Source organism: Streptomyces humicola (genome assembly GCF_024436035.1).
Taxonomy (GTDB): Bacteria; Actinomycetota; Actinomycetes; order Streptomycetales; family Streptomycetaceae; genus Streptantibioticus_B; species Streptantibioticus_B humicola.
This window is the reverse complement of sequence record NZ_JANFNG010000016.1, coordinates 1-19,932: the sequence shown is the minus strand read 5'-3', so window position 1 is coordinate 19,932 and position 19,932 is coordinate 1. Positions and strand designations below refer to the sequence as shown.

The 19,932-nt window shown below is 67.4% G+C and carries 18 protein-coding genes and 1 pseudogene; 12 read left to right on the top strand and 7 right to left on the bottom strand.

What is annotated here, in order from left to right:
• Positions 1-176: 176 nt before the first annotated feature.
• Together NGB36_RS19970 and NGB36_RS19965 are read right to left on the bottom strand one after the other, a co-directional pair.
• Positions 177-404, bottom strand: coding sequence for a hypothetical protein (locus NGB36_RS19970; RefSeq protein WP_255921713.1), 228 nt, complete (start codon positions 402-404; stop codon positions 177-179).
• Entirely contained in the window at positions 401-1,195 is a 795-nt protein-coding gene (locus NGB36_RS19965; protein ID WP_255921712.1) for a multicopper oxidase domain-containing protein, read from the bottom strand. The genes NGB36_RS19970 and NGB36_RS19965 overlap by 4 nt, the downstream gene beginning before the upstream one ends.
• A 477-nt stretch (positions 1,196-1,672) precedes the next feature.
• Between NGB36_RS19965 and NGB36_RS19960 the strand changes: the two genes are divergently transcribed.
• On the top strand, positions 1,673-3,136 hold the full coding sequence (locus NGB36_RS19960) for an MmgE/PrpD family protein (RefSeq protein WP_255921711.1): 1,464 nt from the start codon (positions 1,673-1,675) through the stop codon (positions 3,134-3,136).
• A gap of 86 nt (positions 3,137-3,222) precedes the next feature.
• Here NGB36_RS19960 and NGB36_RS19955 read toward each other — a convergent pair whose 3' ends face one another.
• Positions 3,223-5,607, bottom strand: coding sequence for an FUSC family protein (locus tag NGB36_RS19955; RefSeq protein WP_255921710.1), 2,385 nt, complete (start codon positions 5,605-5,607; stop codon positions 3,223-3,225).
• Between the two features lie 956 nt (positions 5,608-6,563).
• On the opposite strand from NGB36_RS19955, the pseudogene NGB36_RS33845 reads away from it, so the two are divergent.
• Positions 6,564-6,773, top strand: a pseudogene (locus NGB36_RS33845) (helix-turn-helix domain-containing protein); the annotation flags it as partial.
• Between the two features lie 186 nt (positions 6,774-6,959).
• Complete coding sequence (locus NGB36_RS19950; RefSeq protein ID WP_255921709.1) at positions 6,960-7,697, top strand: alpha/beta hydrolase; 738 nt, start codon at positions 6,960-6,962, stop codon at positions 7,695-7,697.
• Between the two features lie 114 nt (positions 7,698-7,811).
• Here NGB36_RS19950 and NGB36_RS19945 read toward each other — a convergent pair whose 3' ends face one another.
• Both NGB36_RS19945 and NGB36_RS19940 read right to left on the bottom strand, forming a co-directional pair.
• Complete coding sequence (locus tag NGB36_RS19945) at positions 7,812-8,393, bottom strand: TetR/AcrR family transcriptional regulator (RefSeq protein WP_255921708.1); 582 nt, start codon at positions 8,391-8,393, stop codon at positions 7,812-7,814.
• A complete protein-coding gene (locus NGB36_RS19940; protein WP_255921707.1) occupies positions 8,390-8,779 on the bottom strand; it encodes a hypothetical protein in 390 nt (129 codons plus the stop codon). Before NGB36_RS19940 ends, NGB36_RS19945 begins: the two co-directional genes overlap by 4 nt.
• Positions 8,780-9,249: 470 nt before the next feature.
• Between NGB36_RS19940 and NGB36_RS19935 the strand changes: the two genes are divergently transcribed.
• Positions 9,250-9,573 carry a thioesterase II family protein gene (locus NGB36_RS19935; protein ID WP_255921706.1) on the top strand — a complete coding sequence of 108 codons (324 nt, stop codon included), beginning with the start codon at positions 9,250-9,252 and terminating at the stop codon, positions 9,571-9,573.
• Positions 9,574-9,718: 145 nt separating this feature from the next.
• Here the strand turns inward: NGB36_RS19935 and NGB36_RS19930 are convergent, their stop codons facing one another.
• Positions 9,719-10,090 carry a cupin domain-containing protein gene (locus tag NGB36_RS19930; RefSeq protein WP_255921705.1) on the bottom strand — a complete coding sequence of 124 codons (372 nt, stop codon included), beginning with the start codon at positions 10,088-10,090 and terminating at the stop codon, positions 9,719-9,721.
• A gap of 232 nt (positions 10,091-10,322) precedes the next feature.
• Positions 10,323-11,804: an MFS transporter gene (locus NGB36_RS19925; RefSeq protein WP_255921704.1), complete on the bottom strand. Its 1,482-nt coding sequence runs from the start codon at positions 11,802-11,804 to the stop codon at positions 10,323-10,325.
• Between the two features lie 98 nt (positions 11,805-11,902).
• On the opposite strand from NGB36_RS19925, the gene NGB36_RS19920 reads away from it, so the two are divergent.
• The 8 genes from NGB36_RS19920 (at position 11,903) to NGB36_RS19885 (ending at position 19,463) form a co-directional block, all read left to right on the top strand.
• Positions 11,903-12,760, top strand: a complete 858-nt coding sequence (locus tag NGB36_RS19920) for a helix-turn-helix transcriptional regulator (RefSeq protein ID WP_255921703.1) — start codon at positions 11,903-11,905, stop codon at positions 12,758-12,760.
• Positions 12,761-13,121: 361 nt separating this feature from the next.
• Complete coding sequence (locus NGB36_RS19915) at positions 13,122-13,625, top strand: FAS1-like dehydratase domain-containing protein (protein WP_255921702.1); 504 nt, start codon at positions 13,122-13,124, stop codon at positions 13,623-13,625.
• Positions 13,622-14,059 carry a MaoC/PaaZ C-terminal domain-containing protein gene (locus NGB36_RS19910; protein ID WP_255921701.1) on the top strand — a complete coding sequence of 146 codons (438 nt, stop codon included), beginning with the start codon at positions 13,622-13,624 and terminating at the stop codon, positions 14,057-14,059. The genes NGB36_RS19915 and NGB36_RS19910 overlap by 4 nt, the downstream gene beginning before the upstream one ends.
• Before the next feature lie 31 nt (positions 14,060-14,090).
• Positions 14,091-16,184 carry an aminodeoxychorismate synthase component I gene (gene pabB / locus NGB36_RS19905; protein WP_255921700.1) on the top strand — a complete coding sequence of 698 codons (2,094 nt, stop codon included), beginning with the start codon at positions 14,091-14,093 and terminating at the stop codon, positions 16,182-16,184.
• Positions 16,181-16,984 carry an aminotransferase class IV gene (locus NGB36_RS33470; RefSeq protein ID WP_255921699.1) on the top strand — a complete coding sequence of 268 codons (804 nt, stop codon included), beginning with the start codon at positions 16,181-16,183 and terminating at the stop codon, positions 16,982-16,984. Before pabB ends, NGB36_RS33470 begins: the two co-directional genes overlap by 4 nt.
• The gene (locus NGB36_RS19895; protein WP_255921698.1) at positions 16,984-17,958 is read left to right on the top strand and encodes an AurF N-oxygenase family protein; all 975 of its coding nucleotides are present in this window, start codon (positions 16,984-16,986) and stop codon (positions 17,956-17,958) included. The genes NGB36_RS33470 and NGB36_RS19895 overlap by 1 nt, the downstream gene beginning before the upstream one ends.
• Positions 17,959-17,972: 14 nt before the next feature.
• A complete protein-coding gene (locus tag NGB36_RS19890) occupies positions 17,973-19,103 on the top strand; it encodes an acyl-CoA dehydrogenase family protein (RefSeq protein WP_255921820.1) in 1,131 nt (376 codons plus the stop codon).
• Between the two features lie 6 nt (positions 19,104-19,109).
• A complete protein-coding gene (locus NGB36_RS19885; RefSeq protein ID WP_255921697.1) occupies positions 19,110-19,463 on the top strand; it encodes a hypothetical protein in 354 nt (117 codons plus the stop codon).
• Positions 19,464-19,932 lie beyond the last annotated feature (469 nt).

Below are 19,932 nucleotides of genomic sequence, written 5' to 3'. Positions count from 1 at the left end.
GCCGCGTCCCGCCTGGGCGCGTGACCGCGGGTCGCCACTGCGCCAGCCCGCGGCGGCCGACCTACCGGGTGTCCCTTCCGGGCGTCGCGCGATGCTGTCGTCGAAGAAATTTTCATCCCCAACATGGTGGTTCTCATGCCCACCTCCAAAGAAGAACCTGAACGTCTGGTTTCGTATCAGGGCGACGGAAGAGCCCTCGTCACCCCTGCCCGCGGGAATTTCTCGTTCTGCGGTCCAAGAACGCATGGCGCGGCCGGCGGCCGGGTCAGCAGGCCAGGCCGCCGCAGCACGTTCCGCACGATCTCGACTGCCGGTTCCTCAAGGCGCTCCAGTGTGCGGCGGTATTCGTCGTGCTGCTCCTCCAGATGGGACTCTTCGCTGATGACCTGCACGAAACCGGTCATTTGACGATCTCCAGCACGGCCATCATGCCCGCGTCTTCGTGGTTGAGGATGTGGCAGTGCAAGACGGTCTTGCCGACGAAGGTGTTGAAGCGGATCCGGATGACGAACTGCCCCTTGGCGGGAACGCTCGCGGTGTCCTGCAGGCCGTGACCCTGGTGCGGTTTTCCGTTGATGCTCATCAGCTGGAAATGGTTGACGTGCACGTGGAACGAATGTTCCTCGTTACTGTCGTTGCGGACGGTCCACTCCTCCACAGTGTTCAGCTTGGACCGGAAATCAACACGGTTCATGTCGAACTGCTTGCCGTTGATGAAGAAACGGGTCCCTGCCGAGTTCTCGGAGAACACGAGGGTGCGCCGCGCGGCGACGGCGGCGCGGCTCAGGTCCACCGTCGGCGCGAAGGAGAAGATGTTGTCGGAGTTGCCGCTCGGCGACACGTGCAGCCCGTGGACGTGCAAGTTCGTGTACTGCCCCAGCCGGTTCTCCATCGCCAGTTCCACCCTGTCTCCGGGCCGGATCCGTAGCGTGGGTGGCATATAGCGACCGTTGTATGTCAGAGCCCACAGCGTGCGGTCGGCCACCTGCACCCGGCGCCGCTCTACGACGAGCCGCACCTGCAGGAACCCGTTATGGCTCACCAACTGCTGCGGTTCCTGCAGCGGGGATCCCTCCCGCACGGACGGGGACTGCGACGCTGACGTCGAGGCGCTGGCGGCACAGCCGCTCACCGCGGCGACGATGGCAAGCACCAGCGCCGCGGCGAGGCGAGCCTGGGTGAATCCAAGCCGCATGACACCTCCACATACCGGATGCCGTAGCCACGTGCCGCGGCGCCGCAGGTCTTGCTCGGCCCGCGAGACCCGAAAACCGCGTTACGTCGTTCGGAAGAGGACCCGTCTCACGAACAGCAAGCACCGGATGCAGCCGCAGTGCGACCGGGGTGGGCCATCCGCGTGACGCGCCCCAGACTGCATGGTGGCGACCCAGCGCAGCCGTTGCTGCTTCGCCGCCTCGATGTCTGCGTGTCGGGGCTGCGCGGTCCCGGATGCATGATGGCCATGCTGCGCTCGGACGACAGGGGTCGCCTGTCTGCGGCCGCTCAGCCGGGCAGCCCTTCCCGATCCTGCGGGCTCTGTTGAGGCCCGTGAAGAACGACCGCAGGCCGCTTCGGGACCGGAGCGGTGAGGGAGCCCACTGTGCATCATGTGTAACCGCGCGAGATCACGCACGAAAGACGACACTGGAACTGACGGAAGAGGGGAGAAGCCATGAGCAGCCCCGGACAACCCGCACAGGCGGCCCGCAAGACAGGCAGAGCCCCCACCGATCCCTCCGGTCCCACCGGAAGGTTGGCCACCTGGCTCGCCGCCACCACACTGGATGACGTTCCGTCCTCTGTCCGCGAGCGTGCCAAACATCTGCTGCTCGACGGCGTCGCCTGCGCCCTGGTCGGCGCCAAGCTTCCCGTCTCCCGCAAGGGCGTCGAGGGGGTCACCGCGCTGGACAACGCCGGGAGCGCCGTGCTCATCGGCTGGGGCAGCCGCACCACCGGCGCCCCGTCGGCGGCGATGCTCAACTCCAGCTTCATCCAAGGGTTCGAACTCGACGACTACCACCCGCTCGCCCCGTTGCACAGCAACGCGCTGGTCCTGCCCGCCATGCTCGCGGCCGCCCCGCATGTCGGTGAGGTTTCAGGATCTCGCGTCCTGCTCGGAGCGATCCTCGGCTACGAGACGGGGCCGCGCGTCGGCATGGCGCTGGGGGGCCTCGAAATGATCTCCCGCGGCTGGCACTCAGGTGTGGTCTTCGGCACCCACTCGGCCGCCGCGTCCGCCGGAAAGCTCTACGGACTGGACGCCGCCGGATTCGAAGACGCCCTCGGGATCGCCGCCACCCAGTCCTGCGGCCTGATGGCCGCGCAGTTCGAGTCGATGGTCAAGCGTATGCAGCACGGCTTCGCCTCCCGCAACGGCTTGACCGCGGCCGCGCTCGCCGCATCCGGCTATGTGGGAATCAAGCGCGTCTTCGAGCGTGACTACGGCGGCTTCCTTTCGACCTTTGGCGAGGGCCACAAACCCGACGCCAGCCAGATCACGGCGGGCCTGGGCTCGATCTGGGAGGTCGAACGTATCGCGGTGAAGGCATACGCCGCCATGGGACTCCTGCACGCCGCCATCGACGCGGCCCTCCAGCTGCGGTCCGAGCACAAGGTGGCGGCCGGGCAGATCGAGCGAATCGAGATCGACATACCGGAGGCCGCCTACGGCCACGGAGGATGGCAGGCGGTCCGCCCCCTGGAGCCGATCGGCGCCCAGATGAACGTCGCCTACGCCGTGGCGGTGGCGCTCATCGACGGGGATGTGCTCATCAGGCAGTTCGCCGAGGAGCGGATCAACCGCGACGACGTGTGGGCCTTGATCGACCGCACGGAGACGCACCACGAGCAGTCCTACGACCAGCTCCCGGTCGACGAGAGGCTTACCACCCGTTTGCGCCTGACGTTGAAGGACGGCAGTACCCGCGAAGCGGTCGTCGCCCACCCCCGCGGCACCGGCGATCGGCTGCTGACCAATGCCGAGATCGTCGACAAGTACCGCAGCCTGGCCCAATCAGTGGTCTCTCCCGGCCGCCGAACCGCCATTGAGAACGCCGTCCTCGGTCTCGACGCCCTTGACGACATCTGCGAGTTGACTGCCCTGCTGACCCCCACGGTGCAGTCCGCCCTGGACTGAGACCGTCTGACACAGGCCCGACCTTGTGGCGCTGCAGGAGTTGTCAGCGCCGGGACCGACCTGTAGGGGGCACTGGAGGCGGCGGCTCACCCTGGAGTGGGTGAGGTCCGGCGTCCGGCAAGCCATGCGTGAGGCACGTGCTGCTCGGAGACCGCTCGCGCGGGCTCCAGGATCTCCGTTTGAAGATGTCGGACCGCGTCGATGTGGTCTGCGGTCCAGATCATCTTGACCGCTGTGGCTGCTCCCTGCCCGTCCTCTTCCGCGAGGTCCCGGCGCATGGCCTCGATGAGGCAGCCGGCTGCGAGCGTGCTGTTGAGTTGGTCGGGAACCGTGCCCGTCCCCCCAAGTGCTCGCGCGGTCTTCTCATACCAATCGACAAGCGGCGCTGCGGCATGAAGGATCTCCGTGCGTGCCGCGGCTCGGTCCCCTTCGGGCGCACGATCGTCGCCTCCCCAGAGTTCGAGTACGGCGTCGGCCGTGAGTCGCAGCACGACGACTGCGTTGATCAATGTCGTCACGCCTGCCAGGGGGATGTGCTTGGTGCCGCGTTCGGCGAGGAAGCCGCGGAAGGCATCGTCGAGCCGGCGGGCCGCCGAAGCTGCCCGACGGCTGTCTTCGCGTGGTGTGGGTGCACTCGGCACGAGTGCATCGCAAGGGGTGAGACCGAATTCGATCGCGCGGTGCAGGTAACGAGCGCTGTCGGAGAATGCCTCGGCCAGTGCCTGGCCCAGTGCCGGGCCCGCTCCGCGTGGCCAGAACAACGCCCCGACGACGAGGCTCACCGCGCAGCCGATGGCCACGTCCTCGATGCGGACGAGCCCGGTTCTCCACCCTGCGGGAGCGATGATGTTGTACAGGATCAGCAGCGCGGTGGTGAAGCCGGCTTGGCCGGCGGCGAACGAGACAGCGGCAGGCGCAAGACCGGCGAAGACCACAGCGGGCGGAAGCAGCAGCCAGCAGACTGTGGTGTTCGTGCCCAGAACGAAGATGAGCCCGCCACCGATAAGGAATCCGACGGCGGTTCCCAGTAGACCGCGCAGGGCGTTCTGGCCGGTGTTCAGCGCGTTGGAGCGCAGTACGGCCAGCGTGCCCAAGACGACCCAGAACAAGTGTTGCACGCCGGTCATTTCGGCGATGAGCACGGCCAGGCCCAGGGCCATCGCCCCGCGCACGCTGTTGTGGAGCCACACCGAGTGACGTTCGACGTGCGCTCCGAGGCGCTCTTGTGCGGAGGACAGCGGGGAGGTCTCCCCGACGGGACGGCGTCCCAGAAGGTGTTGCCACCAACTGCGCTGGCGGGCGGCCACGCTGAGTTCGATGTTCATGGCGATCGCCGAGATCGCGAAAGCCATCTCCTGGGCGCGAAAGCTCGGCGCCAGTGAGCTGACAAAGTCTGTCACTGCCTTGTCGGACACCCCATGCGAAGGTCTCCGGGCGCCGTGCACCGGGAGAGCGGATGTGACGGCGCGCCCCATGGCCTCCCGCGCCCGTTGCAGGCGTCTCAGATCGGACTCCAGCTGGTGGGGATCGCCACTGACCGATTCAAGCAACGCCGCGCCACGTTCCAGCAGCGTCGCGGCTTCCAACTTGACTTCACAGACTGCCGCTGCGGTCGAACCGGGCCGCACGTCCAGGGGCGTTCGCGCGAGGATCGCATCGAGCCACACCACCTGGTCGATCAGGCGAATGAGGGCGCGCGCCGACGTGGTGAGTCCAGTCGGGCAGTAGGACGTGCCGAAGAACGACGTGCGCAGCGCTGTGACCGCACCGGCCGCCCGTTCGGCCAGCACGTTGAAGTCCGCGCTGTTCGCCGGCACCAAGTCCCCGCGAACACAGTCGACCTCTGCGCGCAGCCGCTGAGCCAACAACGCGCAAGCCTGAGCCGTCGAAAGCCGCAATGGCTCGCGGACCGGTGCGGGCCACAGTACGGCGACGGCAACCAGTGATGCCACGCCGGCCAGTAGCCAGCCCCCGAGCCGCTCCGGGATCGAACTCACCGAGCCGGACAGCGTGACCGGCAGGACGAAACTGATGAGGAGCGCGGTCGCCGACCCGGCCAGCGCAGAGCTGACGACGCCCACGAACAGCACGAAAAAGGCGATGATGAAAGTGGCAACGACAGCCACCCAGACCACTTGGGACGCCAGGGTTCCCAGGCAGACGAAGACCGCTTCGGCAAGCACCAGGCCGGTCTGCGCCGACAGCCGCTCGCGCATGGGACCGCTGAAGTCGACGTACAGCAGGGTCGCAAACCCGCCGAAGGCCGCGAAAGTGGCAACGGTCGGATCACCGATGAGCTCCACGGCGACGGCGAAGACCGCTGGTATGACGACTCCGGCTCGGCCTGCTCGGCGTAGCGCAGACAGCCCCGTGTCGCGCGCACGCAGCCACTGGAAGATCTGCACGCGCGCGGGGCTGCCGCGACGCCTCGGGTCGTCCGCAGGGTCGAAGCGCTGCGAGATCTCGCTCACGCCTCCCATTGTCGGCGCAGTGGCAGCGCCCCGCATGAAGCAACAGGACCGCCACGACGCGGACCCGGTCGGGCGGCCCGGCTAGTTGCGTTGACACGCGGAGGAACGCCTTTCGGAGGTTGCAGGTTCGTGCGGCTGCCGTAGTCACGGAAGGTGACGGACTGCTTCGGAGCGCATATCCGGGCGTTCAGCGAGGCCGTGTCACGGCAGATCCCGATCGTCGGACGTGCGCCTGGACGTGCGCCTGAGCGGTCACACGCGAGCGCCTGGCGGCTCGTCGGCAGGCAGCCGCCAGTGGGGCATGTGCAGGACATCGGCGTCAAGACTGTGGTTCGTGGTACCCATGTTCGCTCCCGTTTCCATATGGGTGGGGAGATCAACTCGTCGAGGCCGCAGCCTGCCCCAATGTGCCTTCTTAGCGTGAGCGGGAGACACCGAGGCGGACTCGTACGCCGCGTAGGCCATACAAGCGCGCAGAGGGCCACCATCCGAAGCACCCTGGCGGCTGCGGCGTGGCGGGAAGCCACGTGCTGCTCTTGTCCTTGCCCGGGCATGGGTGGCCCGGGCAAGGACAAGAGCAGCGATTCTTCCGGGATTATGGTGGTTCAGGTTTTGTTGTCTGCCGTATTCCGCCGGTGATTCGGCCGTGGCATGGCCCGCCGGTCGGCTGGCGGCGGTGGCCGCCGTCGCGGGCGTCGCCCCCGTGATCGCCATACCCAACGCCGCCATCGACGCGAGCATGCCGACACTCTTCGTTCGCAGGTCCATCTCCCTGCCCCTCCATCTCTCTTGCTCCGCCGCCCCCGTGGTCAGGCGAAGACTGTGCGACGAGCCTTACCGGTACGGTTGGCGTGGACAACTCCTGTAGTGCTTGACGGGATTTTTTGGCGGCCGCTACCACCGTGACCAGCCGGGACATCCATCCCGGGACGAGATGAAGCAACAACAGGGGGACGATGAAGCAGCCTGGGGAAGCACGATCCGGTGCGTCCGCCCGACTCGCCCTGGGACAGGCATTGCGGGCGATGCACACCAGGTCGGGCAGGACGCTGCGCGCTCTCGAACGGGACGTCTCGATCAGCGATTCGACGTTGTCGCGGTACTTTCGAGCCCGGGCTACACCGACTTGGCCGACGGTCCAGAAGCTCTGCGCCGCACTCGGCGGCGAACCGGCAGCACTCCGCGGGCTGTGGGAAGCGGCGATCGCCGAGAAGAGCCGGATGGACGGGCACCCCGGGCCAGTCCCGGACGTGAACCACGATGCTGCGCCGTCTCCCGGCACCCTGCAGCGACGACGGCTCCCAGTGGCCCTGCGGCCGTCCACTCACAGAGCAGGAGCCGCAGTCGGCCTCATGGCGGGCCTTGCCGTAGGGCTGATCGCCGGTTATCTACTCGGCTCCGGGACGGCCGACCCGGCACCCAGGAACGCGACCGCCACACCGGTCTCCAGCGCCACCGCCGATCAGAGCGCGGCCGCACAGCCGTATCCCTCCGCCACCGGCACCCTGTGCTCGTGGAAATACGTCGTCACAGATGGCAACCCCAGCGATCTGCGGGTTTTCGACGACCCGCAGCGGGCGGCGATGCTCGCCGCAGGACGACGGCCCGAACGGGTACGGTCGCTGGCACTGATCCAACCCTCGGCCTTCTCGGCGGCCGCAGACCATCCCGTCGTACGGGCCATGCTGGAGCGAGTAGACAACAGCACCGCCGCCGTGCCGGACACGGTCACGCCAGAGCAGTACCTGCGCGCCTCGACCGAAGGCCTTCAGATGGCCATGCCGGAACCCACCCCGCAACGGCTGCGGGCCGTGGCGACCTCGATGCGCGAACGCCCGGTGTGGGAGGCGAACGTACCACTGGAGCCCCTACGGAACGCTCCCTGGCCGACCCTGGTCATCTGCGGCACTTGGAAGGACGCGCCTGACCTCTACCGCACCTACGTGGGCGAGCCGCTGATGGCTTGTGCTGAGGCCGTGGCCGACGCTGTCGGCGGACACCTGCTTCGCGTCCCGGGCTACTACCCGCACACACAACAACCCGCAGCCTTCAACCGCGCCTTGCAAGACCTATGGGGACGGCAGGGATAGCGCAATGACGCTGCGGGGTGCCGGAAAGTGCATCCGTGGCGGCGCTGATCTGCATCAAAGCCGGTCACCGGTCGAGGCTGTGCTCGGTGATCTGCGGGGGCCGGTCGCGTGCGTTTATGCGGGCCGGGTGGCGCGGTCGAAGAGCTCGACCAGTTCGCTGGCGCATCGTTGTGTGCCGAGGCCCGCGGACAGCAGTCCGTACGTGCTGTCGAGCGACGCTCGCAGCGCCGCCGCCATGATCTGCGAGTTGCAGGGCCGGAAAGCGCCGGTGCGCTGGCCGTTGTCGAACAGGCCGGCCAGTCGGTTCAGCGATTCGAGGTGGTGCCGGTCCCAGGCGCGGCCGCCGTTGAGGATGATCTGCTGGAGCGCTCGCATCTGTTCGAGATGGCCTGCAATGAATGCCACGTTCGCCCGGATGAGGGCGGCCAGGAGTTCACGAGCGTCGGTTGCGGCGCCGAGGGCGGGTTGCATGTGCGCTTCGGCGTCGGTGACGATCTGGTCGGCGACGGCTGCGAACAACTCGTCCTTGCTGGAGAAGTGGTAGGTGATCAGTCGCTTGCTGCTGAGTCCGGCCTTGTCGCAGATGGCCTCGAAGGTGGTGGCCTGGTAGCCGCGCTCGGCCAGCAAGGCGATTGCAGCGCGGATGATCTGGTCCTTGCGGGCTGCGGTCGCCGCCTGACGGGTGGTCGTACTCATCGGACCTGCTGACCGGCCTTGGGGTAGGCCTGGCGTACGGCCTTGCGACCCACCATGACCGCGACCGCCAGCAGCAAGACGCCGACGACGGCCTGCTCGACCTTCATCCAGACCGGGAAGCCGTCGTGTGGCAGGGCGACGATGATCACAATCGCGAGCGGCGCGGCCGTGGACATCAACCGCATCCGCAGGTAAGCGGCGCGGCTGCCACGGAAGGCCCGCCTGGCCAGTGCGATGAGCACAGCGGCGATCGCGGCGACGATGGTGCCGCGGACCCACACGGTGGCATTGCCGCCGATGAGAGCGGCAATGCCGAGGGTGGCGAAGGAGAGGACGAGCACGGTGGCGAACAGGGCGCGGACACGCCTATAGAGTTCGTTATCCATGCGGATAAGATTATCCGCATGGATAAGATGACGCAACCTAGTTCTTGCGCGAGGGTGCCGGCATCCGGCCGGTGCGCCAACTGCGGGGTTGAGCAGCAGAAGTACAGCGGTTAACGCCCGGCGCCTTGGCCTTGCTCCTGCGGGCCGCCCTGCCGCTTGATCCTGCAGCGTGGCACCTGCGCGTGATCATCACGGTCCATCGCGTGCACGATGACGGTGTCGCCGTGGCAGGCGAACGCCAGTTCTCGTCTGATGCATTCCATTGGCGCGGCGTCGTGTGGTGTTGGGGTGTACGCCAACGGTGTGGCTCGCGTCGGGTCTGCAGGTGGCAGCCGTCCAGCCCGGGGGTGTTCGGTGGTGTGGTCTGCGAAGTACGCTGCGGGCACCAGGCCATGCCGCGCACCATCCTCCTCAAGGAGGGCCGATGGGCGAGCCACTCGGGGTCGTACGGGGAGAAGGGGGAGTGCTTCATGTCCGGGACGACGTTTCTGTTTCCACCGCTGCACGCGCAGGATCCGGACGCCCTCGGAGATTTCAGCTTCCGGGCGGTGAAGAACTACCGGCATAGCCCGGGGCCGAAGTTGAGCTGTCCTGTCGTCGCGATGGCTGGTGACGCTGCCCCCAGGGTGCCGGTCGGTGAGTCGCGACGGTGGGCCTTGGAGACCACCGGCCCGTTCGAGCTGGTGGTCCACCCGGGCGGGCACTTCTACCTGGCTTCACGGCAGCAAGCCGTGAGTGCCCAGGTCTCGGCTTGCTTGCGCCGGTTCGGCCTGCTGGCGGGTCCCGTTATGTGAGATGCGCTGTCGGCTGCGTGACCTCGGGGGCGTCGCCGATGGTCGCGGCATGTCCGGTTGATGCCACCGGTTCGCTCGGACGTTGGAGCAGCTCGGCCCCGTGGACGGGGGTCCCAGGGGGCCGAGCTGCGGTCTGTGGTGGGGCTCACTCAGCCCAGGGAAGAGCGACCTTCTCGTCGTTGCCCGGAACCATGGCCCTTCCGCCGGCAACCATCGCGACAAGGGTCTGGGTGTCCTCCAGCGCCTTGAGGTGACGTGTGGCGCCGGCCGGGATGATGACGGCCTGGCCGGCCTTCACTGTCTCGGTCTCGTTGTCGACGGTCACCTCGAAGGCACTGGCGATCGGCATCCAGACCTGCTCGCGATCGATCGGGTGCACCGGGGTGGCGTGGTTGGCGCCGAATTCGACTCGCCAGGTGCTCAGTTCGGCGCTGCCCTGGCTGGGCGCGGCCAGGCTGAACATGGCCCCGGCGGCGGTGCGGGTGGTGCGCTCATCGGTCTCGGTGATCACGTACATACCAAGGGGGCGGAGGTCTGGGCGGTATGCCGGACGGAGTCGCGTATCGCTGGGGTCCTCCATCGGCGGTGCGCGAGGTGCCGCTGCGGATGGCCACCGGCCCCGACCGGCCTTGCCGTGATGCCCCGTCAAGAGATGCCCGCAGAGGCCGGGCCACCACCCGTGACGCGGCGCCCCGATGCCGCGGTCGGGGCGCCGCCGAACGCCGACGAAGCGTCTCGCCCGACCTGCGTCAGGAAGCCGCCTTCTTGGCCCGTGGCAGTACCGGCAGCAGGGCGGAGATCGCCACGGCGAGGGTCACGTTGAAGAGCGCGGCCATGGCGAAGGCATGGCCGAACTCTGCCACCGACGGGTGAGCTGCGGTCCCCAGGTAGTTGTAGTAAATGACTCCGATCGCGGCCACGCCGAGTGCCCCACCTACCTGCTGCCCGGTGGACAGCACCCCTGATGCCATGCCGACCTCGCCCGGGCCGATCTGGGAGAGGACGGCGTTCAGCAGCGGGGTGACCAGCAGGCCGTTGCCGGCGCCGATCAGCAGCAGCCCGGGGGTGAGAGCCCATGCGCTCAGCGAGTGGCCGGCAAGTAGCGCGATGCAGATCGTGACGACGTAGCCGACGCCGCCCGCCAGGGCGCCGACCTGGAGTACCGTCCGGCCGTGCCGGGCCAGCCGGCCGGCGGAGATGCTGGCGGCGAAGAAGGCAAGCGCCAGCGGCGTGTAGACCAGGCCCGCCCCGAGCGCGCTCTGACCGAGCCCGTCCTGGAGCGTCAACGAAAGTACGAGGAAGAAGGAGTTGATGCCGGCGTAGGCAATGATGACCAACGTCATGCCCACCGCGAACGGGCGCTGCTTCAGCAGGCGCAACTGCAGCAACGGAGAGCCGCCCCGTCCGTCAACACCACGCTCCACCGCGGCGAAGACCACGAAGAGCAGGAGACTGCCTGCCAGGCTCAGCCAGGTCCACAGCGGCCAACCCGCCTGCCGCCCCTCGATCAGGGGGACGACCAGCATGGCGAGGGCGACGGTCAGCACGGAGGCGCCGCGAAGGTCGAGTCCCCGGGCCTCAGCAGCTCGGGACTCCGGAACCCAGCGCGCGACCAGGAGCAGCGTGACCAGCCCGATCGGGACGTTGACCCAGAACACCGGGCGCCAGGAGGAGCCGAAGAGGTTCGCTTGGATCAGCGCACCGCCCAGGAGCTGACCGATGATGGTGGAAGAGCCGATCACGGCCCCGAGGGCGGAGAAGGCTTTGGGTCGCTGCTGCGCGGGGACCAGGACTTGGATCATCGCGAACACCTGCGGGAACATCGCTGCCGCGCTCAGGCCCTGCACCAGGCGCGCCGCGATCAGCATGTCGGCGTTGGGTGCTGCGGCGCAGGCCACGGAGGAGAGCGTGAACAGCCCCATCCCAATCGCGAACAGCCGTCGGCGGCCGAAGAGGTCGCCAAGGCGGGCGCCGGTGATGAGGGCCACGGCATAGGTGAGCTGGTAGCCCGCCATGATCAGCTGGATGTCGGCATCGCTGGCATGCAGGCCTGACTGGATCGCGGGGGCCGCCACCAGCACGATGAACGTGTCCAGGATCGCCATGAAGGCGCCGATCAGTACAACGGACAGTGCGCGCCACGGTGATGTCGGCTCACCCGCTCCAGAGGATGCTGACCGCGCGTTGTCAAGGGCGCGGGCAGGAGAGTCTGGGGGCTGAGTCTGAGTCATGGGCCGAGTTTCGCCCAGTCCCTCGTTGGGGAACAGACAGGGATTATGCTGGTGTCCTGACCACCACCCTGAGCGTTGGAGAGACGCGGAGGAAGGACATGGCGCACGAGGACCGTCGCCGCGCGCTTGCACAGTTCCTCCGCTCGCGCCGGAACAGGTTGACCCCGGCCGACGTCGGCATCATCGCCGGGCCCCGGCGCAGGGCTCCAGGGCTGAGGCGAGAGGAAGTGGCGCAGCTCTCCGGGGTCAGCATGACCTGGTACACGTGGCTTGAGCAGGCTCGGGACATCACCGTCAGCCGTCAGGTGCTGGAGAGCCTTGCCAACACGTTGAAGCTGGACCAGGCCGAGCGCCGGCACCTGCTGTGGCTCGGTGGCGAACAGCCGTCGACCGAGACGGATCTGCCCGTCGGCGTCGGCCCTACCCTGCAGCGCTTGGTGGACGCGCTCGACCCCAACCCGGCCTACATTCTGAATGCTGCGTGGGACCTTCTGGCCTGGAACCGGTCCGAAGCGGGTTTGATCGGCGACCCCTCGGCACGCGACGAGGATGAGCGCAACATCATCTGGCTGGTCTTCACCGAGCCTCACATGCGAGAGTTGCTGGTTGACTGGCCAGCGCAGGCGCGGAGCCTGCTTGCGCAGTACCGTGCCGACGCCGAACGCAACATCGGAGACCCGCGCTTCGACCATCTAACCGCGGCTCTGCGCGAGGCGAGCGCCGAATTCCGCACCTGGTGGGACGGTCATGACATCCGCGACTTCAGGGCCGCTCGGCGACAATTCATGCACCCTCGGCTGGGTCTGCTCACCGTGGACTACGTGAAGCTCGCCGTGGTGGACGCGCCCAGTACCAAGCTCTTCACCGCGCTGTCGGCGGACGACGCGACCACCCGCAAGCTGCCGCGGCTGGCTGCCCAGCTTTCGGACATCCTTCCAGCGACCAAGGGCGCCTGACCCTCCCTTAAGTTTGCTGTTGGGCTGCAACTCCCTTCAGGACGGGGCTTGGTGACGCCGCGACGTCGACCCGTCGAGGATGTGTGACCTGAGCCACACACCCTTGACGGGTTCTCCCGTCCCAGGTTTCGATGAGGCCGCACGGAATCATGATTACCGCGCCAGATGTTCACGGGGGATCTACACGGGGGGATCTACACGGGGGTTCCATGCAGGAGCTCCGGCTGGATTTTTGGTCGATATGGTCACGTCGCGTCCAGCCTGTCCAAACTCCTGCCATTCATTGCGCCTGCCTGCGTGACACGCCGCGCTTGAGTCACTCCTTTCCTGCTGCAAGTGTGTAACGACGCACTGCTACCGGATGCTGTTCGGCCACAAAGAGGAAAAGGAAAATACGAGAATGCCATTCAATCGAGAATTCATCGGCCGTTCATGGAAGGCTGACCATGTCTACGAGGTCGGCCGAGAAAAGATCCGTGAATATGCGGTGGCCATCGGCGAGACGCATCCCGCTTACCTCGACGAGGAGGCCGCCGCGGATCTCGGGCATCCCGCCCCGTACGCGCCGCCGACCTTCGCCACCACCCTGTGGTTCCGCATGGGGACCTGGCCGCTGACCGATCCCGCGCTGGGCAAGGCGAAGAAGCCGGTGTGCCTTCTTGGGGATCAGCGGGTCCTGCACCACCGCCCGATCTACGTAGGCGACCGGCTCTGGTTCAGGACCACGGTCAAGGAGATCCGTGATATCGGCCGCCACGAACTGCTGCACATGGAGCACCGCATCGAGGCAGAATCCGGTGAACCAGTCACCACGATCAACGACAAGATGATCTCGCGCGGGACAGCGGCGGGGGTGGCGGCGTGACGACAACGTCAGCTGCGCCCTCCTATGCGGAGGTTGAAGTCGGCACCGCCATTCCCGGGCGTGATTTCCAGATCCGGCTGGTCGACGAGATCCGGTACTGCGGGGCTGGGCTCGATTTTGTCGGCGTCCATTGGAACGAGCGGGTGGCTCGGAGCGTCGGTATGCCGCATGTCGTTGCGCACGGCCCGCTGACCGAGGCAAAGGCGCTCACGGTCGTCAACGAATGGACGGGCGATCCCGCGGCTGTTGTGGAGCAACAGGCCCGGTTTCTGGCACCGGTGCTGCTGCCGGACGACGACGTCGGGGCCCGATTCCACGTCTCGGGGTCTGTCACCGAGAAACTCGCGGGAAACCAGGTGGTGATCGCAATGTCGGTGACGTCGCAAGAAGGAGCGGAACTTGCGGCCGTGCGTGTCGTGGTGCGCCTCAGATAGATCGGCTTCCAATACACGAGGGGGAATTGCAATGCGGACCCTGCTGATAGACAACCACGACTCCTATACGTTCAACCTCTTCCAGCTGATCGCGGAGGTGAACGGGCTTGAACCGGTCGTGGTCAAGAACAACGACGCTCTGCTCACCTCGTCCTACTTCGGCGGCTTCGACAACATCGTCATCTCTGCGGGGCCGGGCCGCCCGCAGAAGCGGGAGGACCTCGGCCACGTCGCCGACGTCCTGGCCCGCACGCATCTTCCCATCCTGGGGGTGTGCCTTGGCCATCAGGCCATAGCGCACCTGGCGGGGGCGCGGGTCGGACTCGCGCCGCAGGCCCGGCACGGCTACTTGTCGCGGATCACGCACGACGGCAGAGAGCTCTTCGCGGGAGTCCCACAGGAGTTCACCGCGGTGCGATACCACTCCCTGTGCGCTGAGGAACCACTCCCCCCGGAGCTCGAGGCCACGGCCTGGGCAGAGGACGGCGTGATCATGGGCCTGCGCCACCGCGAACTCGCTCGGTGGGGAGTTCAGTTCCACCCCGAGTCGATCGCATCCGAGCACGGCCGCCTGCTCCTTGCCAACTTCCGCGACCTCACCCGCGAGGCCGGAACCAACGCCGCGTCGGTCTTGTCGACATCAGCACGCGCACGTGACCCCCGTCCGCCGCTATCGAACGACGAGGAACAATCGGCGTACTACCTGGAGACCGCCGTCCTGCCGTTCGCGGTACCCACCGACGCCGCCTTCAGCCAGCTCTTCGCCTCTTCGTCCACCTCTTTCTGGCTCGACAGCAGCCGGGTTGAGGAGGGGCTCTCCCGCTTCTCCTTCATGGGGAACGCCGACGGGCCCCTCAGCGAGACCCTCACCTACCAAGCCGGCTCGAAGGTCGTCACGGTCCGCGACACCGGCGGTGTGCGGGTGGAGAGCGGCGACATCTTCGAGGTGCTGGACCGCCGCCTGGCCGAGCGCCGTGTCGACGCACCGGATCTGCCTTTCGACTTCACCGGGGGCTACGTCGGGTACCTCGGATACGAGATCAAGGCCGACTGCGGTGCGCAGCAGGCCCACCAGGCGGAGACCGCCGACGCGATGTGGACCTTCGCTGACCGGCTGATAGCGGTCGACCACCAAGAGAGCAAGACCTACGTCCTAGCCGTGCACCAAGACGACGAGGACAGCGCACTCCACGCCAAGGAGTGGCTTGGGACGCTCACCACCCAGTTGCTGACCGTCCAGGAGGAGTCGGCGCGGCAGCGGACGGCAGCCAACGGCGTGCAGCCGCTGGCGCACAGCGCCGAGCCCTATTTCGTGCGCGACGCGGCCGGATACCGGGAGAGCGTCGACGAATGCCAGCGGCAGCTGATCCGCGGCGAAAGCTACGAGATATGCCTCACCAACAAGGCACATCTGCCGTTCGACGACGATGACCTCGCCTTCTACCTACGTCTGCGCCAGGTGAACCCGGCGCCGTACGCGGCACTGTTCCGCAACGGGCCAACCGCGGTCTTCTGCTCCTCGCCCGAGCGGTTTCTGCGCATCGGCCGCGACGGTTGGGCGGAGAGCAAGCCGATCAAGGGCACCGCGCCCCGGGACAGCGATCCTGAGCGTGATGCCGCGCTCGCGGCCGAGCTGTCCTCCAACGACAAGACGCGGGCCGAGAACCTGATGATTGTCGACCTCCTGCGCAACGACCTGGGTCAGGTGTGCGAGATCGGCACGGTGACGGTGGATCGGTTCATGGCCGTGGAGTCCTACGCCACTGTCCACCAGCTCGTCTCCACCATCCGCGGCAGGTTGAACCCCAGATGCACCCCGGTCGCCGCGGTCCGCCACTGCTTCCCCGGCGGATCGATGACGGGAGCGCCCAAGAAGCGGACGATGGAGATCATCGACCGCCTGGAGACCGAGGCCCGCGGCATCTACTCGGGTTCGCTCGGTTACTTCGGGCTCTCCGGCGGCGCGGACCTCAATATCGTCATCCGGACCGCGGTCCGGCATGGTGACCGGCTCAGCATCGGGGCCGGCGGCGCGATCGTCCTGGACTCCGACCGCGAAGAGGAGTACCAGGAGATGCTGTTGAAGGCCGCCGCGCCACTGCGCGCCTGGAGTCCGACCACGTGATCGCCGAGCGTCTGCGCTGGTCGTCACAGGACAAGCAGCTCGAGCCGCTCCCTGAGCATGAGTCGGCCGCCGCGCCCCTCCGGGTCGCCGACTCCTGGCTCGCCGATGCCGGCCGCGTCCGCAGGATCGAGTGGCACGCCGAACGGTTCCTGCGCGCGGTTGTCGATGGACCGGGCCCAGCCCGGTTCGACGCGGCCCGCTTCTTCGAAGCCGCGGTCGCCGCCATACCCGAGCAGGGCCGCTGGTTCCCCCGGGTCGAGCTGGTGGAGCCCGCACAGGGCTCGTTCAGCCTGCGCCTGTGGCTGCGGCCGGCCCCGGAACCCGGCTCAGCCCTGCGGATGTGGGCCAGCCCCCGCCCCGACCGGAGGCTCCACCCCACGCGCAAGGGACCGGACCTGGACCTACTGGCAACGCTGCGAGCCGAGGCGGTCGCCGCCGGAGCGGACGAGGCGCTGCTCCTGGACGACCAGGGCAGGGTCCTGGAGGGGACGACAACCAGCCTCCTGTGGTGGCGAGGTGATGTCCTGTGCGCTCCGGTGCTGACCCCATCGATCCTGCCCGGGGTCACCCGGCGGATCCTGCTGGACGAGGCGGCCCGCGCCGGCATCAGGACGGTGCTGGAGTCGCCCGCGCCCGAGCTGCGGCAGTTGGACGGCCTGGAGGTTTGGGCGGTGAACGCCCTGCACGGCATCCGCCCGGTAGCGGGCTGGGTCGGTAAGGCGATGACGGCGGGCGAAGCCGTCAAGGCGCCCTTTTGGAGGGCGCAGCTGGACCTCTTCTGCTCGTCGCCCCTGTACTGATGACGAAGGAAACCATGCCCGAGAACAGCAGCACCCCAGGGAAGCCCGCCTTCGAACGAGATCTCCTGGTCCAGCTGTCGCGCCGGTGGGGAAAGCGCGTTGCCGTCAAGAAGGACGAACTCGACCTCGACGGTCACTTCGACCCGGATCGCCCCGACTTTCCGGAGCGCCTGGTGCCCTTCCGTGATATCGACGCCTTCGCCGAGGCCGACGTGGATGCCAGGCAGAGGATTCTGTCGGCGTCCTGGATCGCCTACAACATGAAGACTACGGCTATCGAGAACGAGATCATCCTCCCCGCCTGCCGGCTGATGCTGGATGAGCGGGTGCCGGTACGGCATGACGAGGCAGCCGTCTCGGCAATACACCAGACCATAATCGACGAGCACTACCACATCCTGATGTGCCACAACGCGGTGGGCGTGACCCGGCGCCGCCGCGACCTCGGTTCGCTCCACTTCGACCCGTGTGACTGGTCCGTGGTGACCCGACGCGAGGAGTACCTCGCCGGGCTCACCGGCCTGCGCCGCGACCTGTCCGACGTCGCCTTCGCCCTCGCGGCCGAGACCACCATCAACGCCTTCCTCTCCGGCCTGTCATCGGACTCCGGCATTCAGCCCATGAACAGGATCACGGTCGACATGCACCGCCGTGACGAGAGCGGACACGCCGTTATCTTCCGTGAGCTGACGGTCGAGCTCTACCGCGGACTGGCTCCGGGCGAGCGTGACTTCTTCCGGGAGGCGCTGGCTGCCGGCCTCAGGGCCTTCGGCGCGCCGGATCTCGCGCCATGGGTGGCGGTCGCCGCCGAAGGGGAGCTGCGGGTGACCCCGGAAGAGCTCGTTGGAGCCGGTCGCCGCTCTCCTGGCCCCGGCAGGGACACGGGTCCGCTGCAGGTCCTGCTCGACGACCTCGGACTCGACCAGGGCGAGGCAGAGGGCATTTTGTCCACCATCGCAGGCTCGGGGAGGTGATCGCCGTGTTCTCCATGACAGACGATCAGGAAGTCATCTATAGAACGGTGCTGGACTTCGCTGCGGAGTACCTCACGCCGAATGCCGTGGACTGGGACCTCGACCGGCACTTTCCGGTCGACATCCTGCGCAAGGCGGCCGACCTGGGCATGGCCGGCGTCACCGTCTCCGAGGAGTCCGGCGGGTCCGGGCTCTCCCGGGCCGACGCGATCCTGGTGTTCGAGGCACTGGCCGGAGGATGCCCTTCGATCGCCGCCTATCTGTCCATCCACAACATGGTCGCGACGGTGATCGACACCGAAGGCGACCAGGCGCAGCGCGATCGCTGGGTCGGCAGGCTCTGCCGCACGGACGATCTCGCCAGCTACTGCCTGACAGAGCCTGGCGCTGGCTCGGACGCCGCCGCTATTCGCACCCGGGCGGTCCGCGACGGCGATGCGTACGTGCTCACCGGCACCAAGCAGTTCATTTCCGGCGCGGGCTCCTCCCAGGTGTACCTGGTCATGGCCAGGACCGGGGAGCCAGGCCCTCGAGGCATCTCCGCCTTCGTCGTGGAGAAGGACATGGAGGGGCTCTCCTTCGGCCCCGAGGAACGCAAGATGGGGTGGAGAGCACAGCCCACCCGCCAGGTCATCCTGGACGGCGTGCGGGTTCCCGTGCGCAACCGCCTCGGTGCCGAAGGCACCGGTTTCCGCATCGCGATGAACGCTCTCAACGGCGGACGCCTCAGCATCGCCGCCTGCTCGCTGGGCGGCGCACGCAGCGCGTTCGAGCGCACCGTCCGCTATCTGCGGGACCGCGCGGCCTTCGGCCGCCGGCTGATGGACCAGCCTACGATCCAGTTCCAACTGGCCGACATGGCGACAGAGCTTGAGGCGGCACAGGCGCTCCTCCAGCGCGCCGCTGCCGCACTGGACGAGGGCGCCGCGAACGCGGTCGACCTGTGCGCCATGGCCAAGCGCTACTGCACCGACGCGGGCTTCTCGGTCGCCAACCAGGCGCTGCAGCTGCACGGGGGCTACGGCTACCTGTCCGACTACGGCCTGGAGAAGATCGTCCGGGATTTGAGGGTCCACCAGATCCTTGAAGGGACCAACGAGATCATGCGGCTCATCATCGGGCGCAGCCTCACCTCGCAGCCGTGACCGACGATGTATTCACTGTCCATGTCGAGAGAAAGCTGCTTTTTCCACACGGCAACGCCGGAGGTCGGCAAGCAGTGGAACCGACAGCAGGAAGATCCACGATGGAAGAAGGCCCGCGCGGAGGTGCTGAGCGAGCAGGAGCAGAAAACGCCGCTGGACAGGCATGTCTATGACCTGCGCCACACCGGCCTGACAACCTGGAACAACGGCGCTGCTAAGGTTCAACCGTCGCCCACACCCTGGGCACAGCGTCTCGAATGCCCGCGCCCCGTCACCGAGGCGACCACGTACGACGATGCTGTCCCCGCCCTCGACCGCTACGCCGCCTTCGCGAACACGCCGCGCGCTCCGGTCGCGTGACTTGCCATCGTCGGGGTAGCCGCAGGAGGCCGGGTAGGCGCACGCGTCTCCATGGTTCGTTCTTTGTGCTGAGGGGCGCTCATTGGAACCGAACCGTCCTACCATCGGGGGACTGTGATGCTGAGCGTGGCGGAGCACCGTGGAGTCCATGAGCGTCGAGCACAGCGACGAGTCGCGGGGCAACGCCCGCGAGGTTGGCAGCGAACCCCGCCGGAAGGACCAAGCACTCGCGGTCACGTTCCAGTTCGTGGTCGTTGATGGGCCGGACGGCGACGTGCTTCAGCAACGGCGGTCACGTGCGATCCTCAACGCGCTGAGATGGTTGGTCGATCACACCCGGGAGGGGGGACGACTCGGACGCCAGGCCACCGGGGGTTGCCGTAGTACTCGCCGAAAATCGGGCGGATATGACTCCTCGACTTTCGACGTTCTCGTTGATCGTTGTTGGGGTCGCTCGGGCGGGTGATGT

Coding starts and splice junctions, on each gene's coding strand:
- NGB36_RS19970 (WP_255921713.1), bottom strand. CDS start 404: ATGACCGGTTTCGTGCAGGTCATCAGCGAAGAGTCCCATCTGGAGGAG.
- NGB36_RS19885 (WP_255921697.1), top strand. CDS start 19,110: ATGTATTCACTGTCCATGTCGAGAGAAAGCTGCTTTTTCCACACGGCA.
- NGB36_RS19940 (WP_255921707.1), bottom strand. CDS start 8,779: ATGGATAACGAACTCTATAGGCGTGTCCGCGCCCTGTTCGCCACCGTG.
- NGB36_RS19915 (WP_255921702.1), top strand. CDS start 13,122: ATGCTGTTCGGCCACAAAGAGGAAAAGGAAAATACGAGAATGCCATTC.
- NGB36_RS19935 (WP_255921706.1), top strand. CDS start 9,250: ATGTCCGGGACGACGTTTCTGTTTCCACCGCTGCACGCGCAGGATCCG.
- NGB36_RS19950 (WP_255921709.1), top strand. CDS start 6,960: ATGGCGGGCCTTGCCGTAGGGCTGATCGCCGGTTATCTACTCGGCTCC.
- NGB36_RS19920 (WP_255921703.1), top strand. CDS start 11,903: ATGGCGCACGAGGACCGTCGCCGCGCGCTTGCACAGTTCCTCCGCTCG.
- NGB36_RS19890 (WP_255921820.1), top strand. CDS start 17,973: ATGACAGACGATCAGGAAGTCATCTATAGAACGGTGCTGGACTTCGCT.
- NGB36_RS19895 (WP_255921698.1), top strand. CDS start 16,984: ATGACGAAGGAAACCATGCCCGAGAACAGCAGCACCCCAGGGAAGCCC.
- NGB36_RS19930 (WP_255921705.1), bottom strand. CDS start 10,090: ATGTACGTGATCACCGAGACCGATGAGCGCACCACCCGCACCGCCGCC.
- NGB36_RS19960 (WP_255921711.1), top strand. CDS start 1,673: ATGAGCAGCCCCGGACAACCCGCACAGGCGGCCCGCAAGACAGGCAGA.
- NGB36_RS19925 (WP_255921704.1), bottom strand. CDS start 11,804: ATGACTCAGACTCAGCCCCCAGACTCTCCTGCCCGCGCCCTTGACAAC.
- NGB36_RS19945 (WP_255921708.1), bottom strand. CDS start 8,393: ATGAGTACGACCACCCGTCAGGCGGCGACCGCAGCCCGCAAGGACCAG.
- pabB (WP_255921700.1), top strand. CDS start 14,091: ATGCGGACCCTGCTGATAGACAACCACGACTCCTATACGTTCAACCTC.
- NGB36_RS19965 (WP_255921712.1), bottom strand. CDS start 1,195: ATGCGGCTTGGATTCACCCAGGCTCGCCTCGCCGCGGCGCTGGTGCTT.